This window comes from Paracoccus saliphilus, assembly GCF_028553805.1.
Classification (GTDB): Bacteria; Pseudomonadota; Alphaproteobacteria; order Rhodobacterales; family Rhodobacteraceae; genus Paracoccus; species Paracoccus saliphilus.
The window spans coordinates 1,560,537-1,581,843 of record NZ_CP067140.1 but is presented as its reverse complement, the minus strand read 5'-3'; the positions used below and the strand labels follow the sequence as shown (position 1 = coordinate 1,581,843).

Annotated in this window: 18 protein-coding genes and 3 pseudogenes; 4 read left to right on the top strand and 17 right to left on the bottom strand. The window is 60.2% G+C overall.

What is annotated here, in order from left to right; all coding sequences use genetic code 11:
- Positions 1-152: 152 nt before the first annotated feature.
- A pseudogene (gene tnpA / locus JHX88_RS07485) lies at positions 153-369 on the top strand (IS200/IS605 family transposase); the annotation flags it as partial.
- Positions 370-450: 81 nt separating this feature from the next.
- Here the strand turns inward: tnpA and JHX88_RS07480 are convergent.
- Positions 451-1,396: pseudogene (locus JHX88_RS07480) on the bottom strand (IS5 family transposase).
- Positions 1,397-1,604: 208 nt separating this feature from the next.
- Here JHX88_RS07480 and JHX88_RS07475 point away from each other — a divergent pair.
- Positions 1,605-1,802 (top strand): annotated as a pseudogene (locus JHX88_RS07475) (IS6-like element ISPmar1 family transposase); the annotation flags it as partial.
- Positions 1,803-1,833: 31 nt separating this feature from the next.
- Here JHX88_RS07475 and JHX88_RS07470 read toward each other — a convergent pair.
- The 3 genes from JHX88_RS07470 to JHX88_RS07460 all read right to left on the bottom strand — a co-directional run bounded on the left by JHX88_RS07470 (position 1,834) and on the right by JHX88_RS07460 (position 4,254).
- Positions 1,834-2,097, bottom strand: a complete 264-nt coding sequence (locus tag JHX88_RS07470) for a hypothetical protein (protein WP_141225932.1) — start codon at positions 2,095-2,097, stop codon at positions 1,834-1,836.
- Between the two features lie 92 nt (positions 2,098-2,189).
- Positions 2,190-2,738, bottom strand: coding sequence for an alpha/beta hydrolase-fold protein (locus JHX88_RS07465; protein ID WP_076528441.1), 549 nt, complete (start codon positions 2,736-2,738; stop codon positions 2,190-2,192).
- A 55-nt stretch (positions 2,739-2,793) separates the two neighbouring features.
- On the bottom strand, positions 2,794-4,254 hold the full coding sequence (locus tag JHX88_RS07460; RefSeq protein WP_272848211.1) for a TonB-dependent receptor domain-containing protein: 1,461 nt from the start codon (positions 4,252-4,254) through the stop codon (positions 2,794-2,796).
- Positions 4,255-4,387: 133 nt separating this feature from the next.
- Here JHX88_RS07460 and JHX88_RS07455 point away from each other — a divergent pair, with 133 nt between their 5' ends.
- Positions 4,388-6,253 (top strand): carboxylesterase/lipase family protein, encoded by a 1,866-nt coding sequence (locus JHX88_RS07455; RefSeq protein WP_336389955.1) that lies wholly within the window; start codon positions 4,388-4,390, stop codon positions 6,251-6,253.
- A 27-nt stretch (positions 6,254-6,280) separates the two neighbouring features.
- Here the strand turns inward: JHX88_RS07455 and JHX88_RS07450 are convergent.
- The 11 genes from JHX88_RS07450 to JHX88_RS07400 form a co-directional block, all read right to left on the bottom strand.
- Positions 6,281-7,038 (bottom strand): IS5 family transposase gene (locus JHX88_RS07450; protein ID WP_141225934.1). Its coding sequence is split into 2 segments (ribosomal slippage): positions 6,281-6,702 and positions 6,702-7,038, totalling 759 coding nucleotides; the frame shifts between segments, so codons are not numbered across the junction.
- Positions 7,039-7,375: 337 nt separating this feature from the next.
- A complete protein-coding gene (gene fixJ, locus JHX88_RS07445; protein ID WP_076528447.1) occupies positions 7,376-7,993 on the bottom strand; it encodes a response regulator FixJ in 618 nt (205 codons plus the stop codon).
- 7 nt (positions 7,994-8,000) lie between these two features.
- Complete coding sequence (locus tag JHX88_RS07440) at positions 8,001-9,275, bottom strand: PAS domain-containing sensor histidine kinase (protein WP_272848210.1); 1,275 nt, start codon at positions 9,273-9,275, stop codon at positions 8,001-8,003.
- A gap of 589 nt (positions 9,276-9,864) precedes the next feature.
- Positions 9,865-10,533 carry a nitroreductase family protein gene (locus tag JHX88_RS07435; RefSeq protein WP_272848209.1) on the bottom strand — a complete coding sequence of 223 codons (669 nt, stop codon included), beginning with the start codon at positions 10,531-10,533 and terminating at the stop codon, positions 9,865-9,867.
- Between the two features lie 120 nt (positions 10,534-10,653).
- Complete coding sequence (locus tag JHX88_RS07430) at positions 10,654-11,649, bottom strand: Gfo/Idh/MocA family protein (RefSeq protein WP_076528451.1); 996 nt, start codon at positions 11,647-11,649, stop codon at positions 10,654-10,656.
- A complete protein-coding gene (locus tag JHX88_RS07425; protein ID WP_076528453.1) occupies positions 11,646-12,533 on the bottom strand; it encodes a sugar phosphate isomerase/epimerase family protein in 888 nt (295 codons plus the stop codon). The genes JHX88_RS07430 and JHX88_RS07425 overlap by 4 nt, the downstream gene beginning before the upstream one ends.
- An 18-nt stretch (positions 12,534-12,551) precedes the next feature.
- A complete protein-coding gene (locus JHX88_RS07420) occupies positions 12,552-13,385 on the bottom strand; it encodes a carbohydrate ABC transporter permease (RefSeq protein WP_076528455.1) in 834 nt (277 codons plus the stop codon).
- Positions 13,385-14,299, bottom strand: coding sequence for a carbohydrate ABC transporter permease (locus JHX88_RS07415; RefSeq protein WP_076528457.1), 915 nt, complete (start codon positions 14,297-14,299; stop codon positions 13,385-13,387). The genes JHX88_RS07420 and JHX88_RS07415 overlap by 1 nt, the downstream gene beginning before the upstream one ends.
- Positions 14,300-14,395: 96 nt before the next feature.
- The gene (locus JHX88_RS07410; protein ID WP_076528459.1) at positions 14,396-15,616 is read right to left on the bottom strand and encodes an ABC transporter substrate-binding protein; all 1,221 of its coding nucleotides are present in this window, start codon (positions 15,614-15,616) and stop codon (positions 14,396-14,398) included.
- A gap of 35 nt (positions 15,617-15,651) precedes the next feature.
- A complete protein-coding gene (locus tag JHX88_RS07405; protein ID WP_076528461.1) occupies positions 15,652-16,560 on the bottom strand; it encodes an alpha/beta hydrolase in 909 nt (302 codons plus the stop codon).
- The gene (locus tag JHX88_RS07400; RefSeq protein ID WP_076528464.1) at positions 16,557-17,255 is read right to left on the bottom strand and encodes a GntR family transcriptional regulator; all 699 of its coding nucleotides are present in this window, start codon (positions 17,253-17,255) and stop codon (positions 16,557-16,559) included. The genes JHX88_RS07405 and JHX88_RS07400 overlap by 4 nt, the downstream gene beginning before the upstream one ends.
- A gap of 120 nt (positions 17,256-17,375) precedes the next feature.
- On the opposite strand from JHX88_RS07400, the gene JHX88_RS07395 reads away from it, so the two are divergent.
- Positions 17,376-18,452, top strand: coding sequence for an ABC transporter ATP-binding protein (locus JHX88_RS07395; RefSeq protein ID WP_076528466.1), 1,077 nt, complete (start codon positions 17,376-17,378; stop codon positions 18,450-18,452).
- A gap of 24 nt (positions 18,453-18,476) precedes the next feature.
- On the opposite strand, the gene JHX88_RS07390 is transcribed toward JHX88_RS07395, so the two are convergent.
- Positions 18,477-20,114, bottom strand: a complete 1,638-nt coding sequence (locus JHX88_RS07390) for a 5-guanidino-2-oxopentanoate decarboxylase (RefSeq protein WP_076528468.1) — start codon at positions 20,112-20,114, stop codon at positions 18,477-18,479.
- Entirely contained in the window at positions 20,111-21,307 is a 1,197-nt protein-coding gene (locus JHX88_RS07385; protein ID WP_076528519.1) for a pyridoxal phosphate-dependent aminotransferase, read from the bottom strand. Before JHX88_RS07385 ends, JHX88_RS07390 begins: the two co-directional genes overlap by 4 nt.

Below are 21,307 nucleotides of genomic sequence, written 5' to 3'. Positions count from 1 at the left end.
AACGCACGACAAACTTCAATGAGTGTAGCATCTACACCTTCATCGGAGTGGCCGTCAATTTGAGACATATTTTTGGTATCCACACCCTGGTGCATGCCCCCGACCTCCAGTCGGATCTGCTTCAGCGCAAACGAATCGTGCTCTGATCTTACACCGGCAAGCACTGCGTTTTCTACCACCCCCATCATCTCGTCTGGTCGATCCAAGTATCGCTACAAAGCGCTGAGCGGAAACTTGCGCCTGCGGGCGCGCGGCATTTGCCGGCAGGTCTACCGAGAGAACGAGGTTCACATCTTGCGTGAGGTATTGTCGAGCGATCACGTACACATGTTCGTGTTGGTGCCGCCGAAGCTCGCCATTTCCGATCTGGCTGGCGCTGTTGCAGAATGCGTCGTCGGGACGGGCTTTCCCCTTTCCCCGGAGACCTCGGGTCACGCGTTCAATCTCGGCCTAGCCGAGTGCGTTGAAACGGTTCATGAGGGCGATGCGGAGCTCGCCTCGACTTCGGCGGTCCGCCGGTCGGGGTCTCGCGAGGCGATCCTCTCTCCGAAGAATTTGAGGCCGCGCATCTTCGCCTCGATCCGACTTCGGACGTGATAGCCCGTCCACCGCTTCCAGATCGCCCGACCAAGGCGCCGGGTCGCCATGGAAATGTCATTGCGGGCCATTGCCGCGGGGCAATCTTCCTTCCAGAGGCGACCGTTCTTGCGGATGGGTATGATGGCAGTGCCGCGCCGCGCGCGAGGATCGCGCTGTGGCAGCGACGGGTGTCGAAGGCCCCATCACCAGTCACGGTCCCGATCTGCTGATCCGGCGGGATTTGGTCCAGCTGGCCTGGCAGAACGGGACTGTCACCCTCGCGGCGTGACGTGAATTCTACGGCCCGGATGTCTCCGGTGCCCGTGTCCATCGCAAGATGAACCTTGCGGTATTGGCGTCTGCGGTGGGTGCCGTGCTTGCGGGCCAGCCATTCGCCATCACCAGGAAACTTGATCCCCGTGCTGTCCACCAGCAGGTCGAGGGGCCTGACGGCTCGAGATCGCGACGGCGATGTTCCTCTGTCTGCGGCTCAGGGTGGAAAAGTCGGGAACCGGCCAATCCAGCCCAGCCATCTGCAGAATGCTCGACACCATCCCCCTCGCCATGGTCACTCGGACCGGTGGCGTTTCCATGGCTCGATTTGCCGGAGCGGCAGACCGAACAGCACTTTCACCATCAGGCAGAACTGAACCGCCGCGTCGGAGAATACCGGTGGTCGACCCGGAAGCCCGGCCTCGGGGGCATGCCAGGCCATGTCCTTGTCGAGCCAGATCAACAATGATCCACGCCGCTTCAGGCCTTCGTTGCAAGACGTCCAGTTCGTTGTGCGGTGGCGGGCAGGTTCGGGCTTGCGCATGCCGAGCGCTCTAACCTACCGGATGCGCAACGTGAATTCTGCCGACGACGAGGCCTGAAACAACGCCCATGCGGTCTGGGCATAGGTTCTATCGCGAACCTTTCCACTTGAGGCGAAGGTATTGTCGGATCGACGTTCATGTCTGACACAACAGTCATTGGGACGGCAGGTGATGATCTCGGCCAAAGGGGCGTAGTTTCCCAAGGATGTGATCCTCTTCGCGGTCTTCTTTTATGCCCGCTACACCGTGTCGAATAGGGATCTCGAAAAGATCACGGCTGGACAGGGGGGGGGTGTGGACCATGCCACACTAAACTGTTGGGTCGCGAAACATGCAGACCAGACGGCAGAACAGGTGCATCGGCTCAAGCGTCCGGCAGATCGGTTCTGGCGGATGGATGAGACTACATTCGGGAAAGGGCCACCCTTCTGGAAGTTCAAGCCCTGAAAAGTTTCGCGGCCAGTTCCAACGTATACGGAAACGACGCCGCAAAAGTTTTGCCATGACCCAATCCTTCGAGGACAGTGACTTCCACGTCCAGATCCTCGCGCTGTGCGAGACGTTTCGCCAATGCCATCGTTTCCGGTGAGGGTCGATTCTCGACCGGAGGCGGGGTGCCATGGCGATGTTCGTTGTCGCCGAGCATGATCCGAACCGGAGCAATCTTGCCAATCGGAAGCTGCGGGGCTTCGAGAATCATTTGCTGTAAGACACTGCCACCGAAGCCGCTCGAGGGGCTTATCGGCGCCCAGCCTGCAAAGGCTTGAGGCTGGGACAAAAGACAGTGCAGCGCTATAGGCCACCATAGGAATGGCCCCATAATACTCGTCGTAACGGATCAAGCGGACATTCGGCCTCGACGGCTTCACGCAGCGCTCCGGTCAGACGGGCGCGGAATGCATTGGCGCCACCGGTTTCGCGCCCTCTGCCTTCTTCGGGATTCGAAACAAGACTTTCCGGAGTATAGTCCAATGCCCGTGCCGTTGTGTCGAAGATCCGGTCTACTGGATAGCCGACGCCAATAATGACAAGCCCCGAATGGCGTGTCAGGTGATCCGCATGGATGCGATCGAATACCGCATTCCCGTCCAGCATCCAGAGTGATGGCCAACCTTCCGGAGGTGCGATCGCCTTCGGCACGGCCAGAAAGAGACGATAGCCACGCCCATCCACGACAATGTCGAACCTGGAGAGGGCGTGGGTTTCAGGCGGATTGTCGAACACATGATATTCCGGCGGTTTGTCAAAACGATAACGGGAGGTTCCCTGCGCGGCCAGTTTCCCGGCAAGACAAATCGCCGGTAGACTGGCCAGCAGGGATCGGCGACTTGTATCAGTCACAACGGCGTCTCTGTCCGATTGGCTGAAATCGAGCTGCCGGGCAATAAACCGGATCTCAGAAATTCGTGGTCAACCCGAGCCATAGCCTGCGCCCCTCCTCCACCGTCCGGAACTCTTCCTCGCGGATCTCCTTGTTCAGCACATTGTATATGGCTGCGTTCAGGGTGGCATTTTCATTGATCCGGTAATTCACGCCCAGATCGACAGTGGTATAGGGTGCGTATTTCTGTCCGGTTTGTCCGTTGATTTCCACTTCGCGGCCATCATCACCGATCCGCAGGCCGGAAGCAATTTCAGAACCATGGTAGTTTGCACTGATCCATGTATCCAACCCGTCAACCGGGGTTACCCAGTCAAACCGGAGGCTGGCCATGTGCTCGGGCGTCCGGGCAAGCGGAAAGCCCGCAAAATCGCCGGTTTTCTGCTCGGAATCTGTATAGGTATAAGAGGCCCGGGCAGAAAGCGACGGAGTGATCGACCAGTCCCCGGCAAGCTCTAGCCCGGTGATCTCGGCACGATCAACGTTGAAGTTCCGATATATGACGTAATCGTATCTATTACCATCCGATCCAAGATATTGTGGACCGTCCAGCCAAGGGTCTCCGGTGTTGATTTGCTGTAGCTTGTTCTTGAATTTCGTATGAAATGCCGTCGCGCTGAGCGTGAAGTTATCGGCTTCATACATCGCGCCGATCTCGATATTCGTCGTTTCCTCCGGCTCCAGATCCGGGTTGCCCAGGATAACCCCGCAAGACGGCGGTGTATTGCTGCTGCATCCACTACCTCCAGTGGTATAAGCATAACCCGGTGTGATGGTCCGAATGTCAGGCGCGCGATAACCTGTCGAGACACCCCCCTTTATCGTCAGGCTCGGCGAGGCATTCCAGACCCCGTAAATGCGTGGGTTGACCTGTTCGCCATAATGCTCGTGGTCGCTGTAGCGCATGCCAAGGGTCAAGGCGAAGTCATCGCGCAGCCGCCATTCATCCTCGGCATATAGCGCCCATTGATCGACCGTGAATTTTTCGTCGTAACGCTGATCATCGGGCAGATCGGCCTGGGCGCCAGGGTTCTGGTCGTGCAGCGTCGTGCGTATGAACTGTGCCCCGAAAGTCAATTGATGTTGACCATGCCAGTTGAAAGGCTTGCTCGCCTTGGCATCGAGAACCGTGTTGCGGATCTCGGGTGAACGCAGATTCTTGATATATTCTGCACCCAGTTCATCACGGTCGAACGTGGTTCGCTCACCAATTTCTTGCGACAGACTGATATCCGTTTCCATGTCACCATACCGGCCTATATGAGACAAGGACCAATGCTTTCGATCATGGTCCCGGTAGCTCAGATCACCATATTCCTCGCTGGTGATCTGGGTCCGCCCTGCCTCAAGGCGCAGTTCGTTCTGATCATCAATCTGCCAGGTCAATCGACCAGTCAGATCGTAATCATCCGATCCGGCGGGTCCGCCTTCGACCGAGGACGCGTCCTGATCGAACTTCCGCCCCCAGATCTGCAAGCCCAGCTTGTCTTTGACAATTGGGCCGGACGCATAGAATGATAACTGCCTGCTGTTTTCAAAGCCATCTTCGCTGGGCAGAGTGGTTTCAGCGGTAACCGAACCACTCCAGCTATCGGCGACAGGCTTGGTGATGATATTGCTATGCCCCGCGCAACGCTACTCGTTCGCAGGATATTTCAATAACTTCGATATGGCGGGTCAGAACATCAATCCCACGGAAACGATGGATGAGGTGAATGCGCAAGTTCCGGCAAATACCCTACCTGCTTTCCCGCCGATCGCATCACCACAACCATCATGGGGCGGACAACAGGAGGAGCAACTGTTGCGACATTACAGGATAGGTAGGGCGGCATTGTCGATTGCCTGCGTCTTGATGGCATTCTCGACGATGTCGAATGCAAAAGACACTCGGCTTGGACCAGTGAAGGTGGAAGGTGGGCTCGTTGCGGGCGTACCTTCCGACACTGAGGGAATTACCGCCTTTCTTGGCGTGCCATTCGCCGGAAATGTCGGAGGCGATAACCGCTGGCGCCCCGCGCCTCCTGTCAAACCCTGGGAGGGAATTCATCTTGCGGATACCCCCGGCCCAAAGATGTTCCAAGACCACGATCCGGAAGGCAACGAGATCGCCAATGATGATGGGCTGGTGCTCAACATCTGGACCCCAAGCCAGGGCGCTGACGAGAACCTGCCGGTTTATATGCTGATCCATGGCGGCGCGAACCGGACCGGCTCGGCGCAATATGATGACCTTCAGGCAGCCGAACTGGCCTCACACGGCCTTATCGTCGTATCGGTCCAGTACAGGTTGGGACCTTTTGGCTTCATGGCCCTGCCGGAAATGGCCGAAGAAAACCCCCAGGGCGCTGTGGGTAATTACGCAATACTCGACCTTGTCGACGCGTTGGAATGGATCCGCGACAATATCGATGGCTTTGGCGGCGATCCTGAAACCGTCACCATCGGCGGCCAGTCGGCGGGCGCAGAGAACACGGTGGCACTCTTGCGCTCACCGCTTGCGGAAGGGCTTTTTGACCGGGCGGTCATATCGTCAAGCTTCACCGGATTCCTACCGGGCAAGACCATGGCCGTCGAAGCAAAGATGAAGAATAATCAGGCCGCAGTCGACGAACTTTTCGGGCGGCCCATGACACTTGCGGAACTGAGGGAAATTCCCGACGAGACTTGGCTCGCACCGTTCAATGGCAGTGACAGATCACTCTACCGCCTACTGTCCAATGCAACGGCCAGCAACCAGTTCTACACCATTGACGGCCATAGCTTCACAGAAGATTCGGTGGACCTGCTGCAGCCGGGCGATTTCGGCGGGCTCGACATCATGATCGGGCAGACCGCAGATGAACGCACCAGCCTGGGCGGCGATCCGGATGGCGAGATGACGCCTGAAGAGTATCGTCAGGCAGTTCTCGATTTGGCGACTGCCCGCCCCTACATGGTGGGCTGGGAGAATGAGGAGGTATTTGATCTCTATGTGCCGATGACCGATCTGGACGCCTACCGGCTTCACATACGGATGCAGAACGACCGGATGTTTCAATATGTGCGACTGGGCGCTGAATTTGCCAAGGCCCATAGCGAAGACGCGGATATCTGGTTGTGGTATTGGGATCACGCGCCTCCCGGCGACAACGAGGGATTCCGTGGTGCTTATCACGCGGCGGATATCTATTATTTCAACGCTTCACTGCGTGAAGATGACCCGAACCAGCGCCCATGGACCGACCCGGATCTTGCCATGCGGGATTTGGCAAGCGGCTATCTCGCCAACTTCGTCAAGACGGGAGATCCCAACGGTGAGGGTTTGCCCGAATGGGGCCAGGTCACCGCGGAAACGGGCGGCCAATTCATACGGTTCCATCAGGGCGAGGCCAAAATGCGGACACAAACCCTCTACCCGTCCCGAGACGCCTATCATCGCAAGATGGTGTTGGAGGGGCTAGGCAAGGCCGAAAACGACATATTCGGGCAATGAAAGCACTAGGCTCCATCACATTGCGTTTCAGGGCCAAAATAGGATCGTGGCGGCAAGTGCGATGGTGGAGAGGAAGGTCTCCGAACAGCGATCATATCGGGTTGCCACGCGGCGCCAATCCTTCAGCCGGCCGAACATGATTTCAATCCGATTGCGGCGTTTGTCTCGCCGCTCGTCGTATTTCATAGTCTTCTTGCGGAACTTTCGACCCGGGATGCAAACCTTCATCCCTTTGTCTTTTAATGTTTCTCGAAGCCAGTCGGCATCGCATCCACGGTCCCCGAGGATCCAATCCGCCTTCGGCAGGCCGTCCAGCAGGGCCGCCGCACCGGTATAATCGCTCACCTGTCCGGCCGACATGAAGAACCGGATCAGGCGGCCCTTCGCATCTGTGACGGCATGCAGTTTGGTGTTCATCCCGCCCTTGGTTCTGCCGATCAGGCGCCCACGCCCCCTTTTTTAACGCCCAGGCTGGTCGCTGTGCGGTGTGCCTTGAGATATGTCGCATCGATCATCACCGTTTTCTCCTCGCTGGTTTCGGCAGTCAGGCCAATCATGATCTGTGCGAAGATTCCCTTCTCGCTCCATCGCTTCCAGCGATTATAGAGCGTCTTATGAGGGCCATATTCTTTCGGCGCATCGCGCCAACGTAACCCATTGCGGTTAATGAAAATTATGCCGCTCAAAACACGACGGTCATCAACACGTGGCTTGCCGTGGGACTTCGGGAAATAGGGCTCAAGACGCGCCATCTGCTCGTCACTCAGCCAGAAGAGATTGCTCATATTACCGCTCAATTTCCGACCGGTGAATCACGCCATGCAACGAAAATCAATGGGGCCAGACCCTAGGGGAGCAAAACCCTTTTTTCCTCCGAAGGTGGAGGCCAAGGGGGGAATGAAACCCACCGGGTTCACAAATTATTTCAACATCTTATCATAAAAATACGTCACGGAATTTCTCCTTGGCCAGCTCATAGCTAGCGATTTCGTACGGAAACGAACTGGAGAATGGCCCCATCGAGATTCAGCTGGTTGCGTCAGCCGTGCCGGGAAACAGCCAATGATCCTGACAAGCTTGTTCCATAGCCTCTGGATGAGGTATCTGCAGGCAAAAAGAAACTCAGGACTTATCTGCCTCTGCCGCAAGAACCATTCTCACGAGTGCCGGCAAGTTCCTGGCATTCATTCTGGCCATGACATTCGCACGATGAGCCTCCACCGTCCGCGGACTGATATTGAGATTGTAGGCAATGGTCTTGTTGGGCAAACCCGCGACAATGCCCTCCATCACCTGGCGTTCTCTTTCGCTGAGTTGATCGATCCGCTGGCGCGTAGCCAAGACATCCTCCGCATTGCGCAACTTTCTCCCCAATTCGGCAATTGCCCCTGCAACCGCATCCAGCAGAACCTCATCCACGAACGGCTTCTCGATGAAATCGAGCGCACCGGCCTTCATCGCCTCGACCGCCATCGGCACATCGGCATGCCCGGTGATCACAATGGCCGGTATCATCGCATCCTCGCGTTGCAATTGTTGAAGCAGTTCGACCCCGTTCATTTCGGGCATCCGCAAATCGGTCACAAGACAGGCATGATCCAGATCCTTGGCAACCGAGAGAAAGGAGCTTGCCGAGTTATGTACCCGTACCGCATGACCCGATACGGTCATCAGGAAGGCCAAGGATTTTCTGACAGGCTCCTCGTCGTCAACGATATGGATTACCACTTCATCGCTCATCTTCCAGCTATCGCTCCGTCTTCATGGGCAGGGTAAAGCGGAAAACCGCTCCTCCCTTCTCGTTGTTCTGCATGGTCAATTTACCGCCGTGGGATTCGATGATCCGCTTGGATATGGACAGCCCCATCCCCATGCCCCCGGGCTTGGTCGTCACGAAAGGCTGGAACAACTGACCGGTTATTTCCTCGGACACGCCGGGGCCGGTATCGCAAACCTCCACCACGGCTTGTTCTGCCGCGCCTTGCCGAATGCGTACCACCAGTTCGCGCATTTCGCTTTCCTTCATGGCATCCATGGCGTTCCGCATGAGGTTTATCAGCACCTGCTGAATCTGGATGCGATCCACCACGACCTGCTTCGGGCCCGTCTCGAAATCGAACACCGTATGCAGGCTCATCTCGCGCGAACCGACCAGGGCCAGGGCACCAGCCTCTTCGACCAGCTTGTTGAGGTCCTCGGGTCGCTTCTCGGTACTGCCGCCCGTCACGAATTCGCGCAGGTGATGAATGATCTTCCCCGCCCGCAGCGATTGGTCCGCGGTTTCCTCCAGCGCCTCGCGCAAGTGCAGGGCAGCCGCATCATCCATATTCTTCAGCAGCCGTTTGCACCCCTGCACATAATTGGCAATCGCCGATAACGGCTGGTTCAACTCATGCGCCAGGGTAGATGCCATTTCACCCAGCTCGTTAAGCCGGGACAAACGCGCCAACTCTCCCTGTATTTCTTCGAGTCGAGCCTCTGATTCCGCGCGCTCGGTAAGGTCGCGGATGAAGCCGGTGAAAAAGGTTTCGCCGCCACTCCTCGTTTCACCGACCGCAAGCTTCATCGGGAATGTGGAACCATCCTTCCGCCTGCCGACGACGACACGATCGACGCCGATGATCCGACGTTCACGCGTCGTTTGATACCTGTGAATATAACCGTCATGTTCACCCCGGTACGGCTCCGGCATCAGCATATTGACATTCTGCCCCACCGCTTCGGCTTCGGGATAACCGAACTGACGAACCGCGGCCTGATTGAACGAGATGATCCTGCCTTGCTTGTCAATGACGATTGTCGCGTCAAGAACCGTGCAGAGAATCGAGCGCAGATGGGCTTCTCGCGCCTCAAGCTGCTCCCGCAGATCGCGCACTCGCGCTCTTGCGTCGCGATGGCCCAGGCCCACAAGGACCAGGGCCACTGACAGCAACAGGAAACAGATCGCATCGACCAGATCGATGCCTGGCAACAGTTCGATCGCGACGACAGGAACGATGCCGCCTGCCACCAGTACGAACAATCCGGGCCGCCGTCCTGCGAACAAGGCCGCAACAAGTACTGCCAGCGAAAGAAGTGGCGGAAGCCACGAAAATCCCACTCCGTCAAAAATCATCTGTCGCCTCGATGCTTCCATCGAAATATCGGCGCAAGATCTTAATATTTGACGGCAGAGCGAATGAAAGAATCGTCAGATATCTGTATGATTTTAACAAAAACAAAAACATATTAACGGTTTACGCAGGCGGGCGCCTCCAACATATCGGGTAGGCAATATCGTGGAAATGACCTGTTCCCCAGTTGAAGCATGCTGTCAAGCCGCGTGGGGTGCTTGACATGTCGGCAGCCTCATTCCTGCCAAATGTCCCCTTGACAGATTTGCCCCCGGAACATTCGGGAACATCGCCTCGCACGGCCAGTGCTTTGAAAGTCATCCAAGATTATGCAAGGCAATCATAACCGTGCCTGTCCCCATGCTGTGGCGAAGCCCATGCCGGAGATATCCGCCTCGGCACCAGGACCACTTATATCATGGGCGACCCCGATGATCGGTGGGCCGGAAGCCAGCAGGAAACGCTTCAGGCCGGCAGGTTCTCGTCCAATCGGACCATTCAGAATACCGACAGGATCTCGTCAAGCGGCTTCTTGACCTTGGCAATGGCCGGGACATGAGCTTCATCGGCAGGTAACCCGACGGGCAGGATCATCACCGGCTTTTCATTCTCGGGCCGCTCGCAAAGCTCGTTGAGGAACTTCATCGGATTGGGAGTATGCGTCAGGGTGACCAGTCCGGCATGATGGATCGCGGCAATCAGCAACCCGCAGGCAATGCCGACGCTTTCGGGAACATAGTAATGCTTGTGCCGCTCACCGTCCCGCACCCCGTAGCGCTGCGCGAAAACCACGATCAGCCACGGGGCAATGGTCAGGTGGGGCTTTTCGGGTCCGGTGCCAACCGGCTCCAGCGCCGCCAGCCAGGCATCGCCGCCACCGCCGGCATAAAAGGCCCGCTCTTCCTCTTCCGCCGCCTCGCGGATACGCGCCTTCATTGCCGGATCTCCGATCGCGACAAAATGCCAGGGCTGCTGGTTTGCCCCCGATGGCGCGCTTCCCGCGGTCTCGATACAGGCCTCGATCACCGCGCGCGACACCGGCGCATCGGAAAAGTCGCGCACGCTATGCCGTCGCCGCATGTGGTCCCGAAACGCCCGCACTGACTCCAGCGAGGCATCGGGCGACAATTGCACGCGGTCGGGCAAGGGCACGGGTTCGTAGGTCACGCTTTCCTCCGTCTTTCGCTCAAACAACAGTCCTTGCCGCGATACGCCCAAGATATCCACAGCATCGCAACCGCAGGTTTGCCGAAGGAGGCCTTCATGTCCAGCGTGACGGAACCCTCCCTACCCTTCGATCTGCGCGATCATCCGTTCCAGCCGCTCCATCGCGCGGGCCGCATCGGCGATATCGGGCGCGCCACGCGGATCGCCGCGAAATGTCGCGGCGACGTCGGATAACAGGGCGGCATAGCCCTTGTGATCCTCGTTCGCGGCGGCGGTGAAATTCGGCGTCCAGCTGAGCGTATCGCAAGCCGGATCAAGCGTGGCGCCCGGATCGTCCGCCTTGAAGGGCGGGTCGCGGTACAGGGACACGTTGATGATATTGTCGATATGCAGGCGGGCATGATCGCCCATGATCCGGATCTCTTCCATCGGCGTGCCGCGCGACTGAACTGTGCCCATCACCACGTTGCCGATGATCCCGCTTTCCGTCGTGAAGCCCATATGCAAGAGCAGCTTGCCGGGCTGCGGCGAGATTTTGCGAATCCGGACATCCCCGAAATCCTCGCCGATGAACCACGGGATCAAGTCCATGTAATGCACGCAGTGATGCAGGTAGAAGCCGGTATAGTCCGGCTCGCCCTGGAAATAGGTCGGCGCGGTCATATAGGCGCCGGTGATGCCGAGGATATCGCCGAAATCGCCGCCGGTCAGGACATTTCTGGCGATCCGGTTGCCGGTGGAATAACGCTTCATGAAGCCCACGATCACCGGCTTGTCGGCCTTTTCCGCCGCCCGCGCCAGTTCTTGCGCACCAGCGGCGGTTGCGGCTGGCGGCTTCTCCATGAAAACCGGCAGCCCCTTTTCCAGCGCCGCAAGACTGGCCGCGTGGTGAAGCTCGGGTCCAACCGCCATACCGATTGCATCCAGCCCGGGCGTCGCGACCAGTTCGCGGAAATCGGAATGCAGCTCTGTCACCCCGTATTCGGCAGCAGTCCGTTTCAGCGCCTCGCCATCGCGGTCGCAAAGCGCGGCAATGCGGATATCGTTGCGCCCCAGTTGCGGCAAGAGCATCTGCCGCGCATGACGGCCGCAACCGATCCAACCTATATTGATCATTGGTCCACCTCCGCCAGCGTCAATGCGTTCCGGATCACGCCAAGACCCGCGCGCAGCTTGGCGCTCTCGTCCTCTCGTGGGGCGCGCCAATGGGCGATGGGCAGGCCGACGCGGTCGTCATCGCGGCGGAAGGGTTCGAGCGAGATCGGCCCGCGGTAATCGACTTGGTGCAGGGCGCGCATGATCGCCGGCCAGTCCAGATGACCGGTGCCGGGATGGCCGCGATGGTTCTCGTTGGCCTGGAAATGCACGATACGGTTCCCGGCGAGGCGGATGGCGTCGGGGACCGAACGTTCCTCCATGTTCATGTGGAAGGTATCCAGCATGACCCCCAACCCCTTGTCGCCGACCGCATCCACGACCTCGACCGCCTGACGCGTCGTCGAGACGATATCGGTTTCGAACCGGTTCAGCGCTTCCAGCGCGAATGTCACCCCTGCAGCCCGCGCGATGGGCGCAACCTTGGCCAGTCCACTGATCGTGCGCTCTGCCCGTGCCGCGATCTCGGCATCCGAGCGCGGCACCGGGGGCCGCCCGGCAAAAACCATCGGCTCACCGTAAAGCGGACCGCCGACGATGTCCGCACCGATCTCCGAGGCGGTCTCGACGCAGCGTTTCAGATAGTCGATCCCGCCCTGCCGGTTCGCCGCAACCTCCGAGGCGATGCTGCGCTGCGGGTTCACCCGCGCCGCCAGTACGAAAAACATACCGGCATCCTCTGCGGCCTTCCGGACATCCGCAAGCGGCAGGTTGTCCTCGGGTTCGGGCACCAGAAGTTCCACGAAATCAAAGCCAAGCTCGGCTGCCTTGGCGACGTAATGCAGATCCTTGCCCGTGAAGGGGCGGGTAAATTGCATCGAGATGATGCCAATCGGGTTGTCCAAGTTCTTTTCCTTTTCGTCTCAGCCCTTCACCGCGCCCTGCGTCAGGCCGGAGATCAGGCGTTTTTGCACCAGCAGGAACAGCACGGTGGCCGGCAACGCGCCGACAATGCCGCCGGCGGTCAGCAAGCCCCATTGCACCTCGTATTCCCCGATCAGGGTCTGCACGGCGACGGTGATCGTCCGCACGTTCCGCCCGCCGAGGGTGAGGGCATAGAGATATTCGTTCCACGAGGTGATGAAGATATAGATGCCGGTGGCGATGATCCCCGGCAGACAGAGCGGCAACACGACACGGCGCAGCGCCTGCATCCGCGTGCAGCCATCGGTCATCGCCGCCTCGTCAAGCGAACGCGGGATGCCGTTCATGTAGCTGACCATCATCCAGATCGAGAAGGGAATGGCGACCGTGGAATTGGCGATGATCAGCGCCAGATGGGTGTCCAGCAGCCCCAGGATCCGCATCAGCACGAAAAGCGGCAGGATCAGCAGCACCAGCGGGAACATGTTGATCAGCAGGAATTGCAGCATCAGGATGCGCTTGCCGCGGAAATTGAACCGCGAGAACGCATAGGCGGCGGTGACCGACAGGGACAGGCCGACCGCCACGGTTCCCGCGGCAACGATGAAACTGTCGATCAGGTTATCCGCGAAGCCCACCGTGGCGAACAGCCTCGTATAATTCTCGATCGTGGCGTTCCAGATCGACGGGCCCTCGGTGAAGAGCGTCGATTCCCGGCTGATCGAGGTAAGGAACATCCACAGATACGGGCCAAGGGTGAAGGCGAGGATCGCCAGAATCGGCAGATCGACCGTCAGGATACGACGCAAGGTAGAGGGTTTCCGCAGGGCCATTATTGCACCGCCTTTCCGGTACGGCGCAGGTAGAAGAGCACCACGACCATCAGAAGCAGGGTGAACATGACGGCGATTGCCGAGCCATATCCGAAATCCAGATTGGTGCGCGCCTTGATGAAGGCATAAAGCGGCAGCGTGTGGGTCGAATATCCGGGTCCGCCTCCGGTCATCACGAAGATGACGTCGAAGCTGTTGGCCACCCAGATCGTCCGCAGCAGCACGGCGGTTACCATCACGCCCGAGATGCCCGGCAAGGTGATGTGCCAGAATTGCCGCCAGGTGGAGGCCCCGTCGATGGAAGCGGCCTCGTAATAGCTTTGCGGGATGGATTGCAGACCGGCAAGGATCATCACCGCGAAGAAGGGAAACCCTTGCCAGGTCAGCGTCAGGATGATCGAGGCCAGCGCGGTATCGGGATCGGCCAGCCACGGGATCGCCTTCTGGATCAACCCGAGACGCAGCAGGAACTCGTTCGCGACGCCGTAATTGCTGTCATAGATCCAGACCCACATCAGCGCGATCACCACCGAGGGCAAGGCCCAGGGAATGATGATCAGCGCGCGCGCCAGCGGCCGCCACGGAAAGCTCTGGTTCAACAGCAGCGCCGTCACCAGCCCCAGCAACAACTGCGCCGGAATGGTGGTGGCCATCCAGATGATCGTGTGCCGCAGGGAAATCCAGAACACCTCGTCGGCAAGCGCGGTCCTGAAATTCTCGAGCCCTACCCAGGTGAAATCATTCGGGCGGAACAGCACATATTCATGCAGGCTCATCCAGGCGGTCTGGACCATCGGGAAGAACACGATGGCCAGGGTGACTAGCACCGCGGGCGAGAGCATCGCATAGGGCAGCACCTGACGCGACAGGGGGCGGCGCGGCGTCGTGCCGGTGGTCATCGGGGCATCGGTCATGTCCGGGACAATCAGGTTCTGGTGGGGAATGGGAAATAGACGGAAAGCCGGGGCAGCGATGGCGTCAAGCCACCCCTGCCCCGTACGCGCCGAGGATCAATCAGCGCTTCCGAAGAGCTCGGCGATCTCGGCATTCATCTGCTCTGCCGTGATCTCGCCGGTCAGGACGCGCTGCATATTGGTGGGCCAGACCGTGTTCACGAAATCGGCGGTTTCAGTCACATTCGGCAGCATATGTGCGAAGGGCAAGGACTCCACCGTCGCCTTCACAAAGCGCTCGGGATGCATGTCCCAGCTGTCGCTGTCGGATTTCACCACCGGCAACTGGCCGGTCGCCTCGTTGAAGCTGGCATTGTTTCCGGCGGAGGACAGGAACGAGATCCATTTCCACGCGGCATCCTTGTCCTCGGCATTCGCCAGCACGGCGGTGCTTTCATCGCCGAAGGCGGTCCATCTGCCGCCGCCGCATTCCGGCACCGGCGCTGCCGAAACCTTGTCGCCAAGCGCCTCGACCATGTCATTGGACGAACCGATATGGTGGATGGTCATCGCCGTCTTGCCGGCCTTGAATGCGCCGATGATTTCCTGGAACCCGTCATTGGGTGCCGAGGGCGGGAAAACCTCGTCTTTCTGGAACAAATCGGCGACGAATTGCGTGCCCGCCAACCCGGCCTCGGATGTCAGGCCGTCGCCCATGTCCACGCCTTCGCGGCCAAGGGTGAAGCTGGCCCAGTGATCGTGACCGCCCTTGGCGCCGCGCAGGCCGAAGCCATAGACATCGGTCTGCCCGTCGCCATCGGTGTCACGGGTCAGTACCTTTGCCGCCTCGCGGAATTCGTCGCAGGTCGCTGGAATCTCAAGGCCAAGCTCTTCGAACATGTCCGCGCGGTAATAGAGATACAGCACCACATATTGCACCGGCAGGTAATACTGGCTGCCGTCCGGGCCTTTGGTCAGATCCAGCAGGTTGTCCTGCAACTGATCCCTGCCCTCCCAAGTCTCGATCCGATCATCTATAGGCTCAAGCGCGCCCATCTCGACCAGCCGAGGTTGGGCGAACATCTTGACCATGGCCGCATCCGGGGCGTTATTGCCGATCACCGCCGTGTAAAGCTGATCGTAATAGCTGTTCCACGGGATATTCTCGGCCTCGATGGTGATATCCGGATTGGCCTCTTCGAAAGCGGCGACAAGATCGTCCATCGGATTGTCGGCATTGTCAAAATGGTACCAGAACCGGACCGTCGAATCCGCATGCGCCAGGCCCGCCGTGACGGCCAGCACCGATGCCAATCCAAGAGTTCTTGCACGTAGCATGTCTTTCCTCCCTGTCTGTGATCTGACCGCGCTCCTCACGCGGCCCTGTCCCTGAAAACCTCTCCCGCGCGAGCGAATGCCTGCCGCGCCTCGGGCAATGCCGAGCCCATCTGCATGAAGCCATGGATCACGCCCTCGACCGGATCGAACGGATCGTCCCGGCCAATCGCGCGCAGCCGCGCGACCATCTGCTCGCTCTCGGACCTGAGCGGGTCCAGCGCCGCCGCGTTCAAGTAGAGCGGCGGTAGTTGCGCGAGCGCCTCGTCGCGGGCAAGCAACGGCGCAACAAACGGATCGTCGCGACCATCCACCGGCACATACCATTCCCAGTAACGCTGCATCTTGGCACGCGTCAGGCCCGGACCCTCGGCATGCTGGTCATATGATTCCGTGGTGAAATCAGCGCCATAAACGCCATAGAATAACAGTGCCTGTGCAGGCAGTTCCTCGCCCCCGGCAATCAGGCGCAGCATCGCGGCCATAGCCAGGTTCGCACCGGCGCTGTCACCGCAGATACTCCACCGACGAGACGCATCACGCGCTTGCCATCCCGCGATCACGTCATCGAGCCCGGCGGGATAGGGATGCTCGGGCGCGAGGCGATAATCGAAGGTCAGCACCGGGCAGGCACAGGCCAAGGCCAGGCGGCGCGCGGCATCCTCATGGGTGGTCGGGGAACAAAAGGCCCATCCACCGCCATGCACATGCAGCAGCGCGTCGCGACCGTTATCGTTCGGCGGCACGACCCATCGCGCGGGCATATCGGCATGCATCACGGTCCGTGCCTCGGCCATTCGCGGCAGATCGGCATTCCAGCGCTGGTTCCCCAGTGCCGCAAGGCAACGGCCATGCTGCGGCGGCAGCGTGGTCGGATCGGCCAGACCGGCATCCTCCTGCGCCAGCCGGTCCAGGATCGCTTGCATGGAGGCGCTCGGCCGCCTCATGCGTCTCCCTCCCCGGTCAGCGTCGGACCGAAATCGACAATGGTGGTGATATGATGATCCAGCACCGCGCCAAGCGCCGCCACGTCCTGCGCCGCGAGCGCATCGAGGATCTGCACATGCCGCTCGGCCGTTTCCTCCAGCCCGCGATTGGGCTGTGAGTTGAGGATCTTGTAGCGATGGTTGTGCAGCAGGCAGCGGGTCAGGATCGGTGTGACGAGCGGCAGATCCGCAGCCTCGAAAAGCCTTGTGTGGAAACTGCGGTCATGCACCGAAAGCAGGTATTCGTCCCCGTCGCGCGCGGCGTTGCGCATGGCGTTCAGCAGATCGTGCAGATCGGATTGCAGCCCGGAATCCGCATGCTGTATGACGCGCTCGAGGTATCCGCATTCCACCTCACGGCGGATGGCCAACAGGGCGCGAGCGTCATCGGCGCGGCAGGCGGCGACATGGGTGCCGCGATGCGCTTGCCGCTTGACCAGCCCCTCTTCGTTCAACTGCATCAGTGCCTCGCGCACCGTGCCCTGACTGCAGCCGAAACGCTGCGCCAGATCAAGTTCGGTCAGTGCCAGTTCCGGCGCGAGCTTCCCAAGGATGATCTCTTTCTGTAGCGCCACGTACAGCGCATGGCTGCGCCTGCTTGACTGGCGCGGGACCAGATCGGTCACGGGTGACTTGCTGAACGTCTCGACGGCCATGTGTCGCGCCTTTTCCTCGCCGCTCTGGTTTTGGGCTTGATTGCGATTATCAATATCGATAACATTGCAATTATCGATAATGCAAGTCCGAAAATCGGGCGACTATCCGGGAGGAAACCCATGGCAGAGATCCGCCTCGATGGAATCGTCAAGGATTACGGCGCGGTGCGCGCGATCCACGGTGTCGATCTGCACATCAATGACGGTGAGTTCGTGGCCTTTGTCGGCCCGTCTGGCTGCGGCAAGTCCACCATGCTGAGGATGGTTGCCGGGCTCGAGGAAATCTCGGGCGGACGGCTCTATATCGGCGACAAGCTGGTCAACGAGATCGAGCCACGCGGGCGCGATGTCGCCATGGTCTTTCAGGATTATGCGCTCTACCCGCATATGTCGATTGCCGAGAATATCGGCTTCGGCCTGAAGATGCGCGGATGGAAAGCAAAAGACATCCAGCGCCGTGTGACCGATGCCGCGCGCATCCTGCAAATCGAAAGCTATCTCGAACGCAGGCCCGGTCAGCTTTCAGGCGGACAACGTCAGCGCGTTGCCATGGGACGCGCCATCGTCCGCGAGCCATCGGTGTTCCTGTTCGATGAACCATTGTCGAATCTCGACGCCAAGCTGCGGGTCGAGATGCGCACCCAGATCAAGCGGCTGCACGCCATGCTGGGCACCACGACGATCTACGTGACCCATGACCAGACCGAGGCGATGACGCTGGCCGACCGGGTGGTCGTATTGCGGGCGGGGCATATCGTGCAGGAAGGCCCGCCGATCGAGCTTTACACCCGCCCAAATTGCCGTTTCGTCGGGGAATTCATCGGCTCGCCACAGATGAACATCCTTTCCGGCGTGGTGGATCGTTCGAATGGGCGGCCGAAGCTGCGAGCCGATGGCGTCGCGCTTGAGCTGGGCGAGGTCGCCGCATCGGATGGTGCAAAGCTGGATGTCGGGATCAGGCCCGAGCATCTGAGCTGGGCGACACCGGATACCGGCCGTGTCTCGCCCGTGGTCGATGTGTTCGAACCGCTCGGATCGGATACGATGGCGATCTGCCGCTTCGGCGATTTCGAACTGACGGCCCGGCTCGATCCCGGCATCACCTTGCGCCGCGAACAGGCGATCCACCTGGATTACGACCCGGCGAACCTGCATTATTTCGACGGTGAAAGCGGCGTACGGCTGAACGCCGCCTGACGCCCTGCCCAAGCCGGGATAAACTTATGGCGCGATGATCTCGATCAACGCGGGCCCTCCGTGTCGGCGTGCCGACCGCAAGGCTGCGACCAGCAGCGTCAGGTCGAGTTGCCCCGGAGCCAATGCGTCCTGATGATCGGTTTCGCATAGCCGGATACGTTCGGCAGGAATGTCATATGCCGCCGCGATCATTGTGAAATCGGGGGCGCTCGGCCTCACACCGATGGGGGTGATGTCGCGCGAGAGCATGTAATCCTCGATCTCCTGGTAGCCTTGATTGTTCCAGACCACGAAGATGACGGGCGTCTTCTCGTCCCTGGCGGCGCCAAGCGCCCCAAGACAGAACTGGAAGCCGCCATCGCCGACGAGGCAGATGACAGGCGCATCGCCCAATGCGACGCCCGCCCCCACGGCGGCAGGCGGACCGTATCCAAGCGCCCCGTAGCCGGTGGCAGCGTTGAACCAGCGCCTCGGGCCCGAAGCCTCCCAATAGAGGTTCCCGGCATAGACCAGCTGCGTCGAATCCCCGACCATCGTGGCATCGGGAAGCGTGTCCCGGATCGATGACAGCACCTCGATCATCGCTTTCATCTTCGGCAGCAGGCTGGCGAGCGTAGCGTCGCGTGTATCGGCGGCACGGGCAGCCCCCGCTTTCGCCACGCCAGCGAGGGGCAGATGCGAGGACAGCAGCCCCGTAGCTTCGGCAGCGTCCCCCTTGATGAAGACCGTGGCCGGGATGCTGCCGGCTTCGACCGTCTCGTCGCGATCAATGCGGATCAGGTTCCCGGGCGGAACGAAACCGCCATCCACATAGGCATCATAATCCGTCGGCCCGAACTGCGTGCCGATGGCGATCACCAGATCGGAGTCTCGCATCAGGTCCCGGACGGCGGCAAGGCTCGGGCTTGCCGGGACATCCAGGGGGTGACCCGCAAGAAGCCCCCGCCCGTTCGTCGTCGTCACCACCGGGGCATCGAGCCGTTCGGCCAGATCGCGGATCTCGGCCTCGGCCCAGACTGCACCGCCACCGGCAAGGATGAGAGGCTTGGTAGAGGCCGCACATATCCGGGCTGCGCGTTCAACGGCCCCATGATCGATGCCGGAGGCCGGCTTTTCCGGAACAGCAGCGGGCGGCAACGCCCCCACCTCCGCCTCCATCAGATCGGTCGGGATCTCAATATGCACGGGACCGGGACGGCCCATTGTCATCTTCGCGAAGGCGTGGTCAATCAGAGATGGCAGATCCTTTGGCCGCTCGAGGCGTTCGGAGGACAGGGCCAGCGTCCGGATCATGGCCGCTTGGTCGGGCAGCTCGTGCAGATAGCCTTCATACCGGCCCAGGGTCGCCCGCGCATTCACGCCGGAAATCACCAGCATCGGGATGGAATCCGCCCGCGCCTGTGCCATCGGAGTGATGGCGTTGGTCAGACCGGGTCCGGTAATCAGCAGGCAGACGCCGGGCTTTCCCGATGCGCGCGCATAGCCATCCGCCATGAAACCGGCATCCTGTTCGTCGCGCGGCGTCACGTGATGGATGCCTGAACCGGCAAGGCCACGGTAAAGCTCGGCCGTATGGACGCCGGGAATTCCGAACACGGTATCGACGCCGTGACGTTCCAGCAGGCGGACCAGCATCACGCCGACAGTCATGGTTCCGCTCATGTCGCCAGGCACTCCGCCCGCTGCACGAGATCACCGGCAAAGGATGCAATCCGCCCGCAGGCCTCTGCCAGTTTCTCGTCTGGAACGGTCAGGCTGAGCCGGACCAGCTTTCCCCCGGCATTGCCAAAGGAACTGCCCGGCATGACGGACACGCGCCGTTCCTCCAACAGCCTCAGCGCGAAGTCATGGCCGGTCAAGCCGGTTCCCGAGACATCCAGCAGGACGAACATCCCGGCTTCCGGAGGCACCACCCTCAGCCCCGAAACATTGTCGAGCCTTTCCGCGATCATCGCGGCGCGGGCCTTGTATTGCCTACGCATCCCGCCCGCGGTCGGCAGGTCATGCGTCAGGGCATAGGCGGTCATATCGGCGATGAAGGGCTGCCCCCCGAACAGCATCGACTCGGACAGTGGAAGTAGCCGCTGACAGAATTCCGCCGGTCCGACCGCCCAACCGCTGCGGAAACCGGGGGCGGCATGCGACTTGGAAATCGACGAGACCGCGATCACCCGATCCGCCAGCTCGGGCAGATCGAAGGGCGAGGCAAAATCCGCGTCGAAGGTCAACTCTTCATAGACCTCGTCGCTGACAATCCACAGGTCGTGCTTGCGGCAGATTTCGCCGATGGCGGCGATCTCGTCGCGCGACAGGACCGCGCCGCTTGGGTTATGCGGGCTGTTGAGCAGAAGGACCCGGCTACCCGGCGTAATCGCGGCTTCCAGATCCTCAGGTTGCAAATGGAACCCTTTCTCCGCCCGCAGCGGCACGGGCAGAATCCCGGCGCCGGGCGCACGGATCACCGCTTCATATGTTGCGTAATAGGGATCGGGCACCAGCACCTCGTCACCCGCCTCCAACAATCCCATCATGACAGCGAAAAGCGCGGTCTGAGTGCCCGGAAAGCACAGGACATTCTCCTCGCGGATCTCGCGGCCGGTGCGGCGCGAGTATTTCCGCGCCAGCGCCGAAACCACCGAATCCTCGCCCCGCCCGTTGGAATAGCGGGTGCGACCGGCACGCATCGCCTCGGCGCAGATGTCCAGAAGCGCGTCGTCAGGCGGCACATCCGGCTCTCCGATGGTCAGTTCGATGACGGAAGCGTCATGCGCCGCAAGCTCGCGGCCCCGCAGATGAATCTCCCATTTATCGGATCCGAGATTGGCGAGGCGATCGGTTATCGAAGCATAGCGCAT